The 12,898-nt window shown below is 44.5% G+C and carries 8 protein-coding genes and 2 pseudogenes; 6 read left to right on the forward strand and 4 right to left on the reverse strand.

The window, feature by feature from the left end; all coding sequences use genetic code 11:
• Positions 1 to 13: 13 nt before the first annotated feature.
• Both AB4180_RS02340 and AB4180_RS02345 read right to left on the reverse strand, forming a co-directional pair.
• Positions 14 to 139, reverse strand: a pseudogene (locus AB4180_RS02340) (VOC family protein); the annotation flags it as partial.
• A gap of 217 nt (positions 140 to 356) precedes the next feature.
• Positions 357 to 1,292: a LysR family transcriptional regulator gene (locus AB4180_RS02345; protein WP_012604424.1), complete on the reverse strand. Its 936-nt coding sequence runs from the start codon at positions 1,290 to 1,292 to the stop codon at positions 357 to 359.
• A 330-nt stretch (positions 1,293 to 1,622) separates the two neighbouring features.
• On the opposite strand from AB4180_RS02345, the gene AB4180_RS02350 reads away from it, so the two are divergent.
• From AB4180_RS02350 to AB4180_RS02370, 5 genes and pseudogenes are all read left to right on the forward strand, one after another.
• Positions 1,623 to 2,552 carry a hypothetical protein gene (locus AB4180_RS02350; protein WP_065679598.1) on the forward strand — a complete coding sequence of 310 codons (930 nt, stop codon included), beginning with the start codon at positions 1,623 to 1,625 and terminating at the stop codon, positions 2,550 to 2,552.
• A gap of 633 nt (positions 2,553 to 3,185) precedes the next feature.
• Complete coding sequence (locus tag AB4180_RS02355) at positions 3,186 to 3,827, forward strand: magnesium transporter (protein ID WP_102249542.1); 642 nt, start codon at positions 3,186 to 3,188, stop codon at positions 3,825 to 3,827.
• Positions 3,827 to 4,816: an HlyD family secretion protein gene (locus tag AB4180_RS02360; RefSeq protein WP_102249541.1), complete on the forward strand. Its 990-nt coding sequence runs from the start codon at positions 3,827 to 3,829 to the stop codon at positions 4,814 to 4,816. The genes AB4180_RS02355 and AB4180_RS02360 overlap by 1 nt, the downstream gene beginning before the upstream one ends.
• Before the next feature lie 266 nt (positions 4,817 to 5,082).
• Positions 5,083 to 7,058 (forward strand): annotated as a pseudogene (locus tag AB4180_RS02365) (alkyl sulfatase dimerization domain-containing protein).
• 168 nt (positions 7,059 to 7,226) lie between these two features.
• Entirely contained in the window at positions 7,227 to 7,715 is a 489-nt protein-coding gene (locus AB4180_RS02370) for a hypothetical protein (protein ID WP_012604429.1), read from the forward strand.
• A gap of 91 nt (positions 7,716 to 7,806) precedes the next feature.
• Here the strand turns inward: AB4180_RS02370 and AB4180_RS02375 are convergent, their stop codons facing one another.
• Together AB4180_RS02375 and AB4180_RS02380 are read right to left on the reverse strand one after the other, a co-directional pair.
• Positions 7,807 to 10,905 (reverse strand): efflux RND transporter permease subunit, encoded by a 3,099-nt coding sequence (locus AB4180_RS02375; protein WP_102249540.1) that lies wholly within the window; start codon positions 10,903 to 10,905, stop codon positions 7,807 to 7,809.
• Between the two features lie 8 nt (positions 10,906 to 10,913).
• Positions 10,914 to 12,029, reverse strand: a complete 1,116-nt coding sequence (locus AB4180_RS02380) for an efflux RND transporter periplasmic adaptor subunit (protein WP_102249539.1) — start codon at positions 12,027 to 12,029, stop codon at positions 10,914 to 10,916.
• A 218-nt stretch (positions 12,030 to 12,247) separates the two neighbouring features.
• On the opposite strand from AB4180_RS02380, the gene AB4180_RS02385 reads away from it, so the two are divergent.
• A complete protein-coding gene (locus AB4180_RS02385) occupies positions 12,248 to 12,862 on the forward strand; it encodes a TetR/AcrR family transcriptional regulator (RefSeq protein WP_004736309.1) in 615 nt (204 codons plus the stop codon).
• Positions 12,863 to 12,898 lie beyond the last annotated feature (36 nt).

Below are 12,898 nucleotides of genomic sequence, written 5' to 3' on the forward strand. Positions count from 1 at the left end.
CTTAAGTGAACGGCATTAATGTGTAGCGGTAGTCTTTGTTTTCATGGCGTTCAAGTTCCTTCATTCCCAATACCTTGGTGTAGAACTCGATAGACTTGTCTAAATCAGCAACTCGGATCATTGTGTGTAGGAATTTCATATTTCACCCTTATTGGCACCACAAGCATGGCGCCGTTATGATTTTGAGTGGAGGTTATCCACTAATCTCTGAGTGAAATAATACGATTCATCGAGGAATCAAGGAAATTATCAAAAATTCTCAATGTGATAATTTTTTGTTATGAAATTTATGACTAGCACGAACTCAATGACACAAAAAAGGGAAGCCAATGCTTCCCTTCGAGTTAGACTCTCAATTAAAACCGCAAACGCCTATCTTTAAGCGTCTTCGACATCGCATCTGATGTACTGATGACTTGTTCTCGGAACCATTTATGAGCAGGGTCATTATTCTGCTTCTTTAACCAAATCAAATAGTGAGATATAGGCTGATATTCAAAAGGTGGCTTAAACAACTGTAAACCTAGCCTTTCTTGAAACTGCACAGCCATAGATAAAGGCACTACGGTGATGTAATCCGATTGGCTACATAGCAAGATATTACTGAACAGTGATCGGCCGTGAAACACGATTTTACGCTTAGATAAATCCAATGATGTGTAGTGATTTAAACTGCGAACTTTACGCCGTGTTCTATCTAATACGGCATGCTTTTCATTCATGAATTGCGCTTCGCTGATTTCACCTTGGATTCTCGGGTGATCCTCTCTACACACGATCACAAACTCGCCTTCATATAGAGTTTCACTAACGATGCTTGGGTGTTCAGGTACCACAATATCGATCATTGCATCGAACTCTTGAGTCAAAAGGTCTTCGTAAATACGCTCATCACTGTCTGGTTGGTCAAAGACTTCTAGCGATAGATTTTGATTAGGAAGCGCAGCAAAACTATTGAGTAAAATCCACTGTAAGTGCTCAGGTGAAGAAATCACAAACTTACGTTCAGAGGATTGCTCATCAAAATTAGCCATCGACTGAAATACATCATTCAATTCATGAATCGGCGTTTTGATTTGTTCATACAAACTTTGAGCATAAGAAGTAGGCGTAACACCTCTTCCTTTACGAACAAAAAGCTCTTGGCCAATCTCTTTTTTTAGGCGGGCTAACGCGGTACTGATGGTCGATTGGTTGGTACTGAGTTGATCCGCAGCCTTACTTAAACTGCCCTGCTCCATCACCGCAGAAAACACAGCAAGTAGGTTGAAATTGGGGATTTCGTTGCTCATATATCATTACTCGTTAGGCGACCATAAACACCATGCTATCGTAAAAACGATTAAATATCGTCAATAAAAACATTTATTAAAGGTATAACGCATCGATTATTTTGCTAATAAATAGCATATTAACCAGACTTTACTCACACTCATCAACCCTCAATAAATCTTCATATATTGAGACAATAAAGCCCTCCCTTCTCCGTAAGCCCTTTAATAATGGGGCGTACTTCATGCAACGCGCTTTGAAACCACAACATTGTCTCAAATTACATGACACTGAGTTTCCGTTCGGTACATATACATTCCTTTTGTGAATACTACAATGGCACCAAAATAATGACCCTCGGTATCAATATGAAAAACACTAAAATAATTTCCCTACTCTTAAGCGGTGCGGCTATCGCTTACTCTGGTTCTGCGCTGGCTGAAAAGGAACAACTCTCAGTTCAAGAAGCGGCAAAAAAATCAGCAAACCCAGTATCAGATGTATGGATGCTAATTACTCAAAATGATTACACTTTTCTAGAAAAAGAAGATGGTCACCATGAGATGCAAAACCGCTTCAGCTTTCAACCAGTAATGCCGGTTCCTATAATGGATGGTGAATGGAACTTGGTGAACCGTTTGGTTGCCAACCACTACAGTTCACCAGGCGATCGTGAAAACGGTGATTTCTTTGAAGGACGTACAAACGGTATGGGAGACACTGTCTTTCTATCAATGGCAGCGCCTAACCGTGATGACGGCTGGATTTGGGGTGTTGGTCCAACGGTGATCATGCCAACTGGTACTGATGGTTTAACCCAAGATAAATGGCAAGTAGGCCCTGCGGCAATGGTCGCTCGCCTTGGTAAAGAAACCGGTAACCCAGCAAGTATTGAAAGCTGGAACGTTGGTTTCTTAGCTCAGCAATGGTGGGATGTAGGCGGTAGCGACAGCGTTACTGAATCAACCAATCAAGCGGACATCCAGTACTTCTTAAACTATCGTGTCAGCAACACCGCGTTAATTGGTATGACGCCTAATATTCAAATTGATTGGACAAAAGATGGTTCCGACCAATTTACTGTACCTGTCGGGTTAGGCTATATCGATATGTTTAAGATTGGACCGATGCCTGTTCGTTGGGGTGTAGAACTTCAATATTACGTAATGAAACCAGACGCAAATGTTAATACGACCAATCCAGCTGAGTATGTGCCATATGCACCAGATTGGAACCTAAAATTCTTTATTGCTCCTGTTACATTAAACCCGTTCAAATAATCGATTAAAATCCTCCCTAGAGCTGGTCTAATTTATTCAATATTTTAGGCCAGTCTTTTTAGTACTTTTCATCGACTTCTATGATCCAAACCAAGTTAATGAACAATGTTTTCTATCTGTATATGAGCCTTTTCAAATAAATCACTTTACCGATTTAGAGTTATAACTACTAATCGTAATTACGATATTATCAAATCGTAATTCTGGGTAGATACTGGTCAAAACTCTTCCTATTATCCTGCTAACAAATCAATCACCAGCCCAAATAGAAAACTGACAAATGTTTTACTTTGGTATGTCAATTGTCATGGAAGAGCCCCTCGATTGTCGAGGTAATACACGTAATAAAAACAGTCGCTAGAAAGCCGCGCGAATATTAATTCGAACGCTTCATAGCCATTTCATTTACGTCTGCTGACAAATAATAAAGATTGATTTGTAGAGAAGCATATTCGCTTCTTGATACCGAGAATCGGTTGTCTGGACTGTGCAATATCATTTTAAATATCATCTATTACTTTTGTTTATTATGGGCACTAATCTACCCACATAATAGACATCTACTTTTTAAGATGTCATTAAAGGTGACTTCTAGGCTGCAAATTCTCTCTTCTTATTGATGTAGGTTGAGATATGAACTTTATAAAAATCATTTTCCAGAAAATCTGGGCCGTTGTGATGGTCTTGATTAAATTCTGCCTGTTTATGGCGGTAATGTTTGCTGGTGCATGGGCTCTTGCACCGTTAGGCACTATCCATTCTAAAGACATCGACATGTCTCAATTCAACAATCATCCTAATGAAATGATGATGAACTTCTTCCAGATGGAGTACTTCTCTGGTTACTTGTTCTCGGTGACCATTGCTGTGGTATTAGCCGGTGTTTACGGCATGTGGCAGTTGCATGAACTGGGTGTGCATAAAGCAAAAGAACACAAAAGCGCTCACGTACAGATCGTGTTTGCACTGTCACTTTGCGGGCTCTTCATCAGCAAAACATTCTGGGTTATCGCCTTGGTTATCGCGCTAGCGAACTGGAAACATATTGGTCAATCACTGAGTGATGTCATTCGCCGTGGTGTGCAGCCTAAACAAGACGCGACCAATTCAGAGGCAGCCGCAGTCCACGTATCACCTGAAAAATCGGCAACAGAGCCGTCTCAAACACAACAGTCTCCAGTAGAACCGTCTTCAGAAGCTCAGCCTTCAAAAGAACAGGCTTCAGAAGAAAAGACTCCAAAAAAACCATCCTCTACAGAAAAAGAGGTCGCATAATGAAAGAGATGATGATTCCATACATCCTAATTGTATGGTCACTGTTTGCGACAGGCGCACTGAAGAAGAACTTCAAAAACTACACTTGGGCTGCCATTGGCGGCGTAACGATTCTTGCGGTATTGGCGGTTATCTCTCGCTTGTGGGCACCCGTTGATTTAACCAACTCAACCACAGTGAAAGCACCACACGCGGTGATGTCACCAATCTTTGGCCAGCAGATCGACCAAGTGCTTGTTGAGCACAACCAAATGGTTAAAGAAGGCGACGTAATTTACACACTCGTCGACATTGACTCAGCCGCAGACAAAGCAAAGATCGAATCTTCAATTGTTCAGAAAGAAGAAGAAATCAAGCAAATGACTCGCGACTTAGAGCGTGCTGAAACGTCACCAGAAATCTTCAATATGCGTGACGTAGAAAAATACGACTCTGATCTTCGAGTGCTGCACGCTGAACTTGTGTCGTTAAAAGCTGATCTACAAAAAGTGAACTGGGCGCAAGAGAAGAAAACCATTAGGGCTGAATTTGATGGTCAGGTTTCGATAGTGAATATTGCTGAAGGTTCTGTAATGGGTAACATGCACCTCTACAACACCAACAAAAAGTTCCTTGAGATGCGCATTTCAGACCAAACTTACGGCTATGTTCAAGTAGGAGACTTCGCTGAGTTCTTCGTTGATGCATACCCAGGCCACGTGTTCCGAGCAAAAGTACACAGCTTTAACGCAGGTACCGGTGAGTCGAGTATTTCTCCACTTCAGGGGCCACAAAGTGTCGGTCAACACGTAGTAAGAAACGGTAATGCTTTAGGTCGTACTATCGTTCTTGAGATCATCGAACCAGAAGGTTACAACATCCCTATTGGTTCAACTGGCGCGGCTTGGATCTCGGCTGAGAAGCCGCATCCGTTCTGGGGCTTCATCGATGTAATCGGCGCAGCAACGGTTCGCCTACAATCTTACAAGTCTTACTTAGGTGCTTGGTAAGTACTCAGATTCTCGGTAAACACTTATATAACAGCCATTAGTTCCAAATTAGATGCCCTGAATTTCAGGGCATTCTTGTGTCTATCACAAGCCCCACTTACTAATTGATTTAGATCAAGATAAATCGCCAATACAATCATTAAATAAATAAATCATTGAAAAAACGATATATCGATATCCTATTAGCGCGTAGATAGCGATCTCTCCCACCTCTATTATTTGACTCAAGAAATCCAATTCCTGTATCCAAACATAAGGTCACGACCATGACTAATACATTCAAAAAAATGGCGCTTCCTGTTGCTATCGCGAGCGCTCTATTTGCTTCTGGTTTTGCATCTGCAACGCCAACTGTAGAAGCGACATCGAAAGTAGGCCAAGAACTTCAGACAGCAAATGCTGCGCAATACCAAAACATTGACCTTGATGCTCGCTACAAGAGCGAGGTTCTATTCGAACACAAGTCAAACATGTTCTGGGGCAAAGGCGAGCGCATCCAAGTTGTTTCGAAAACGGGCGACTCACTGGCTTACACTGAAGAATCTGATCACGTTCATCCAATCCTCACCAAGCATGGTCGTAAAATGGACCAAGCAATCATTAAAGTGGATGACAACGTTTACCTTGGTTACGGTTTCGGCCTAGATACACCAGTAATGATCGAAGGTACGGACGGCATCATCATTGTTGATCCAGGCGAGTCGGTAGAAATGGCTCAATCGGTTAAAGAGCAGTTCCGTCAAATCACAGACAAACCGGTTAAAGCAATCATCTACTCTCACAACCACATCGACCACATCTCTGGCGTGCGTGCATGGGTTACTGACGAAGAAGTAGCATCAGGTGAAGTAAAAATCATCGCTGAAGAAGGCCTAACAGCTGCAGTGGCTAACTGGCTTCAAACCTAGGTACTCTATTTGGTCACCGCACTTCTTACACAGGTGCTAAGCACGTAGAAGAAGGTGAGCACGGTACAGTAAATGACGGCCTTGGCCCACGCTTCATGCAAGGTGCAATTTCGTTCATCGAACCAAACCTGCTTGTACCAAGTCAAAGCCACATCGAAATCGAAATCGCTGGCGTGAAAATGCACATTGAGAACGTGCCATCTGAAACGAAAGATGAGTTAGTGGTTTACTTCCCAGATCAGAAAATCCTGCACGCTGCGGAAGTACTTCAAGGAGAGAACTTCCCTAATCTTCACACTATTCGTGGTACTAAATTCCGTGACCCATCAATGTGGTTCAAGGGCATCGACGTAATGCGTAAGTTCGACACTGAGATCATGATTAACTCTCACGGTCGTCCAGTTGAAGGTAAAGAAGCGGTAGCTGACGTACTAACGGCTTACCGTGATGCGATTCAATACACGCATGACCAAACTATCCGTTACATGAACAAAGGTATGACGCCGGACGAGCTAGTTGAAGTCGTTAAACTTCCTAAGCACCTTGCTGAGCACCCTTGGTTAGGAGAGCACTACGGTACCGTTGCACATGCTGTTCGTCAGATCTACGTTGGTTACAACGGTTTCTTCGAAGCAGATCCATGGCAATTAGAGCCAATGGCTTACGAGCAACGTGCTAAAGCGTTCGTAGAGATCATGGGCGGCCGTGAGAACATCCTTACGACTGCACAAGCAGCAATTAAGGCTGAAAACTACACATTTGCAGCAGAAATTCTTTCTTACCCAATCACGGTAAACAAGCAAGATATGGAAGCTCGCGAGATGAAAGCACAAGCTTACAAAGCATGGGCTGCAGACCAAGTGAACATCAACTGGCGTAACTGGGCGCTTAACGCGGCGGCTGAACTAGAGAACAAACGTGACTTCTCTAACATGATCAGCTTCGCTTCTGTTGACGTGCTTACTGCGCTACCAAGTAAGCAGATCTTCGACATGATGACTTCAACGCTTATCGCAGAAAACTCGTTAGACGTGAACATGATGCTAACGTACAACTTCTCTGATACGAACGAAGCATTCACTATCGAAATCCGTAACGGTATTGCTCAGTTACACGAAGAAGCAGTAAAAGGCGCAGACGTTCAAATCGACACCACTCGTGCAGTACTGAACCAAATCTTGATTGCGGGTCCAAACGCTCAACAAGTGATTGGTAGCAACCTACAGTCTGGTACATTCAAGTTCTCGAACGGCGACATCAAAGGCTTCGGTCAATTCATGAGCTACTTCGATAAGCCAATGACTCCAGAAGAGATCATGCTAATCGTTCGTTAATTAGATATACACCAAGCAAAGGCATGCTAAGGATGGCGAGCCGATAACTTAGGGACCTATTATGGTCCCTTTATCGTTTATTTATTGGTACAGTTCGCAACCTTCACTCAACAATCTCGATCTATTGTTGAAGTAAGAAAACTGCCCTAGTTCGTTTAAGGTTCACACATGCTAAAACGATTTGCTCTCATTCTTTCACTCACATCTTCCCTAACTTTCGCTTGTGGTCTTCACCAAGATACAGGATTTAGTTTAGTGACAGAGCCCGGTTCACTAGAAGTCTTTGGCAACGTCATCACAGCCAGACAAGACGATGAATTCAACAACCTCAATAAACCGGATCATTTTCGACTCTTTGCCATCAAGGCTGCGCTTGCGAAACCCCACCCAAGCAAAATTGAGTTCAACTTATTCGAAGCAATTAAAGGTCATTACAGCCAAGTTAAACTTGAGAAAGGTGTCGATGTGTCAGGTCGAGATACTTTGCCTACAGAGGAAGATCTATTACTGATTACGGAACTCGATGTGTTCGATGCGCTAGCTACTGGCACCATATCTTGGGATCACGCGACACTAAACGGTTTGGTGATCATCAATGGCCCACAAGATAAACGAGAGCAACTTGAAGATTGGCTTAGTGATATTTTTGAAGGGTAGTTGGAATGAATTTAGTGAGAGAACAACGCCATAATCGAACCAGATACGGCTCGATTATGGGTAATTGAAGAGCAGTTAAATTGAAAAACAGTTACGCAGCTTGAGTCACTATGTTTTTACGCTGATTTTTAGTCATTAAGTGATAAACCACAGGCACAAAGTAGAAAGAAATAAGCGTGGTTAATACCGTTCCGCCAACAATCGCGACCGCGAACGGAGGCCAAAAACCGCCACCAGCAATAATCAATGGCATAAAGCCACCAACGGTTGTAATCGTTGTCGAGCTGATATGGCGAGTACACGACATCACTGCCTCAACGACCGCGTCCACATTGCCTGATGAGGCTTGCTTATCGAGTTTCAATTCCGTCAGAATCACAATGGCCGCGTTAATCGCTAAGCCTGCAATCCCAAGCATGGCGATGATCACCGTAAAGCCGAACGGATAACCGAAGATCCACACCGATAACAGCCCTAGCCCACCAGCCAATCCTGCTACCATGAAGATAATGCTACTCATTCGGAACGAGTTGAACGACATCACCACCACCAACACCATCAATACCACCACAACGGCGACATTCGAGATAAGGCTGTTGACTGAATTATCTCGTTCAGCGGATTCACCACCAAAACCAATCGTGTAACCCGATGGCATCTGATAGCTTTCTAGGCGTTTTTGGAATTCATTGAGCACCGTTTGAGGCAAGACACCCGCTTCAATGTAGCCCTCAATGGTATTCACACGTTGCCCATTTCGGCGGGTTATCGCGCCGCGACTGGTCGTCAATTCAAGTTCGGCCAGTGTCGATACGTTAATACCTGTCGAGTAGACATCTGAACTGATTGGCAAACGAATATTGCTTAAGTGAGCCAAGTTTTCACGCGCCTCATCTGCCACACGAACACGGATTGGTACCGACTCACTGCCTTCAATCACAGAACCACTTTCACGACCTGTCAGCGTAGTTTGCAGCATACCTGCGAACTGGTTCAATGAAATACCATTCAGCTTTGCGGTGTCTTCATCAACCTTCAACCACACCTTCGGCGTACCTGGTTGCAGCGTTTCCCTTGTGTGCGTCACATGAGGAACACCCGCCAAAATCAATCGCACATCCTCACCAATCGCTTTTAACGTATCGAGGTTTTCACCATACACCCGCAGTTCAACGGGCGCGGTAAATGGAGGCCCTTGATTAAGCTTACGTACCAAGATTTGTGCTTCCGGCACCTCTTCATCCAACACCTTTTGCAACTGTGGAATTAGCGCATTGGCTTGGTCAAAGTTCTCTGTTTTCACCATGGCTTGCGAGAAGTATGGCGCATTATTTTGCCTTGCTTGCAGGTTGTAATAGAAGGATGGGAAGTTTGCACCCACGAGCCAATCGATACGCTCCACTTCAGGGTAACGATGAATGATATCGTCGATTTTTTCAGAGGTGTTTTTAGTGGCATAAATGCTCGCTTGCGGCGGCATATAAACCTGAATCTCAAACATGTCTCGGTCTGATGGCGGGAAGAATTGCTCAGTCAGCTGAGACATACTCCAGTAACCGGTAAACGGAACCAACAACACCAAAGCAATCGTGATGATTGGATGCGTGACACCAAAGCGGACAGAAGATGAGAACCAGCGCGTCAAAGCCGGGATTCTCAAACCCGTCATGTACCAATGGTGCTGTCCTTTCTTGTCGACATCACTGAGTTGCTTGGGCAGTAGCTTGGTCGCCAATCCTGCGATTAAGGTGTGCGAGATAATGTAAGAGCCGATCAATGAGAAAGAAACGGTAATCGCAATTCCCCCCACAAACTCACCCGATGCACCCGGCATCAAGATAATCGGAGCAAACGCCAACACGGTAGTTAAGGTTGAGCCTAATAACGGCACCCATAAATGCTTCAATGCATTCATGGTCGCTTCAGCGCGCTGTTGTCCTTTCAAGCGATAAGCTTGAATGGTATCGACCATCACCACCGCATTATCAACCATGATACCGAGCGCCACAATTAGGCCTGTCACCGACATTTGGTTAATCGGTACACCAGTCATTTTCATGATCGACAGGGTCAATAATGAGGTTAACGGCAGAGAAATGGCGACTAAGATCGCGGCACGTACGCCTAAAGTGACAAACAGCACAATCAAAATCAGACCGAAACCGATCATCAAGCTTTTGCCTAAATCGTCTAAGCGAGTCTCGGTATAACCTTGCTGATTAAACAGCACTGTCACCTTAACGTTACTTGGTAACTCTTGCTCAAATTTACCAATCAGAGCATTAGCTCGCGACGTCCAATTATCAACTCGCAGATCAGGATGCATTCTTGCCGCTACAATCACACCCGGCTCACCATCAATAATGGCAATCTGGTCTTGCGGGGTTTTCTCACCACGCCTCACAGAAGCAATGTCTTCCATACGGATGATGTGACCTTTGCTATCAGTGGCTATTGGCACTTGCTTAATACGTTCAATAGAATCGAGTTCAGATTTAATTTCTAAGCCAAAGCGAGAATAAGCACTCACTAACTCGCCGGCGGAGTTCTTGGCGTCTGCCCCTTCGAGCGACTCAGCAATATTGGCACTTGAACGCCCTAAGGCAGCGGCATCGGCCGTACGTAAACTGATTTGAATCTCTTCTTGTGGCATCCCGTATTCATCAACGAATTCAGTACCCGACAAAGTTCTTAGTCGCTTAGCAAGTTCTTTGGCATAGCGCCCGAGTGTTAATCGGTCAGGTTCACCTGCACCAGACCAGGTTAGAGATGCGATAGTTGTGAAAGCATAGGTATGATCACTGTCGAGATCGGGAGAATGAGAGCCCGCAGGCAAAATGGATTCGATGTCAGATAGCTTGTCGCGAGCTTGAGACCAAACTGGCTCAGGCTCGGTGATGGTGTCATTCAATTCTAAGGTGACAATAGACACGCCCGGCCTTGAGGTTGAGCTCACGAGTTTAACTTCACTCAGCTCACGCAGCTTGTTCTCGATAACTTCTGTTACCAAGGTTTCAACACGCTCGGCACTGGCTCCGGGGAAACTGGTTGTGATGTTCGCGTAACGGTTGATGATTACTGGGTCTTCTGCACGTGGCAACGTCATGAACGCAGAAATACCACTCACCATCAGCAGTGCTGTCATTAAGATAAGCAGTCGAGTGTTGGAAATAGTCTCTATGATTTTCATGCTATTTCCTATTCAGCAGTCACGCTTGCTGGCTTCACGGTTTGTCCAGGAACTAAACGATGTAAGCCACTGGCAATCACTTGTTCACCGTCTTCAATCGCCCCACTCACGTACGCTTGTTGATTGTTGGCAAACAACACCTGAACACTTCGGCGCTCAACTTTGTTGTCTTCACCAATCACAAAGATGTTCCACACACCGCGCAATCCATCAATCAAACCCGTTAATGGCACCCAGTAGCCTTGGTCATCAATCTGCTCATCAAATTTCAAATAGGCAAGTTGCCCTTCTAACACCGACGATTGTTCAGGAAACAAGTAACGCAAACCGACACTGCGAGACTGTGTGTCGACCATTGCGCCCGGATTCAACAGGCTCACAGCGAATTCATCTCGCCCGACGCGAATACTTGGGGCGGAAAGTGAAGTAACCTTTTTCATTTGATGGGCAGGAATACCGATCAAGGCTTCTTTCCCTTCAGAGGCAAGCAGTGTAAGAGTTGGATTCCCTACATTCACTACATCTCCAAGCGAGACAAAGCGTGTTGCGATGGTCCCTGAATATGGCGCACGAACTGTCGATTTCACCAGCTTCAATTGATTGCCTTTTACCGAGGCATCAATACGCAGCAAGTTCGCCTGCAATACGCGTTGCTCACTGGTCAACGAATCAATCTCAGCTTCGGCACTGAAGCCTTTCGCTTTCAATGAACGTTGACGTTTAAGGTTCGCTGCTACCAAACTCAATTGGGCTTTGACTTCTTCAGCCTGCGCTTTCAGTTGGCTAGACTCGGTTTCCAAAAGTTGGTTATCCAGTCTGATCAACGGCTGACCCGTTGTGACTGTGTCACCGACATCCACCAGAATCTCGTTTACTTTTCCCGCCAGTTCGAAACCTAAATTAGCCTGCTGACCCGCCTTAACCACACCCACATATTCACGCTGCACTGCATAAGAGGAAGAGAGCGCCAAGGCCATCGTTTCCACGGTTAAAATGGTTTGGACGCTCGATGCCGTTTCAGCGGTTGAATCAACCCACTCTTGGGCTTGTTCCTTTTCGCCACATCCAACAAGAAAAGCCGACAACGCCACTGCCACTGCGCTTCCCTTCATCAATTTATACATACGTACTGTTCCTATGCGGTACTCAATTATGTTCTTTTTTTAGACTAACCAAATCAAACTAGACTGTCTAGTTTGATTGTGTTAAAAATAAGTTTCATCGTTAATGATTGATAAAAGCATCACAAAAAGCATAATGCTTAGCGTAAAACGAGACACATAGAACTGAGCACCAACAGGCGCTAAGCAACGAGACAAACTAGGTAACGAGAAGCAAGCACGTGACTAAAATCATCAAGAGTGAACAGAAGAGATCGCAGATCTTAACCGCAGCCAGCCAACTTTTCTCTGAACATGGCTTCAAGATCAATATGGATCAGATAGCCAAAGCAGCGAACGTTTCTAAGCAAACGGTCTACTCTCACTTTAAAAACAAAGACGAACTTTTCGAAACCTGCATGCAAACCAAGTGTGCGGAGCGAGAACTCAGTCCTGCAGCCTTTGATATGGATGCTGCGGTGGGTGATGAGTTGGTGAAGTTTGGTGTGAAGTTTCAGGATTTATTACTTGATGAACAATCTAGACAAACCTTTCAAAATGCCATTAGCCAAGCGAATACGCATCCAGAGATCGCCTCTATCTATTTAGAAACTGGGCCTCAGAAAACCACCAAATTACTTGCTGATTATTTGCAGTCGAAAATAGATTCTGGTGATCTCACACTGTCGACATCAAGCTCGCCAGTTATTGCAGCACGCCAACTGTTGCTGATGTTTCACGGCAAATCGGCATATTGGGGATTCTTCGGACACGATAGCGGAGAATCTGAAGAAGAAAGACTTCACTACACTCGCGAATGTGTCGCGCTGTTCTTAAACGGCAATCAGCCTCGTTAATCGTTCAAGGCCCCTAGTTAATCGTTCAAGGTTCAT

The sequence above is a fragment of the Vibrio sp. 10N.286.49.C3 genome, from assembly GCF_041469545.1.
Taxonomy (GTDB): Bacteria; Pseudomonadota; Gammaproteobacteria; order Enterobacterales; family Vibrionaceae; genus Vibrio; species Vibrio tasmaniensis_A.

Excerpts from the sequence above, each read along its gene's own strand:
- AB4180_RS02355 (WP_102249542.1), top strand. The coding sequence starts at position 3,186 with ATGAACTTTATAAAAATCATTTTCCAGAAAATCTGGGCCGTTGTGATG.
- AB4180_RS02370 (WP_012604429.1), top strand. The coding sequence starts at position 7,227 with ATGCTAAAACGATTTGCTCTCATTCTTTCACTCACATCTTCCCTAACT.
- AB4180_RS02360 (WP_102249541.1), top strand. The coding sequence starts at position 3,827 with ATGAAAGAGATGATGATTCCATACATCCTAATTGTATGGTCACTGTTT.
- AB4180_RS02345 (WP_012604424.1), bottom strand. The coding sequence starts at position 1,292 with ATGAGCAACGAAATCCCCAATTTCAACCTACTTGCTGTGTTTTCTGCG.
- AB4180_RS02380 (WP_102249539.1), bottom strand. The coding sequence starts at position 12,029 with ATGTATAAATTGATGAAGGGAAGCGCAGTGGCAGTGGCGTTGTCGGCT.
- AB4180_RS02350 (WP_065679598.1), top strand. The coding sequence starts at position 1,623 with ATGACCCTCGGTATCAATATGAAAAACACTAAAATAATTTCCCTACTC.
- AB4180_RS02375 (WP_102249540.1), bottom strand. The coding sequence starts at position 10,905 with ATGAAAATCATAGAGACTATTTCCAACACTCGACTGCTTATCTTAATG.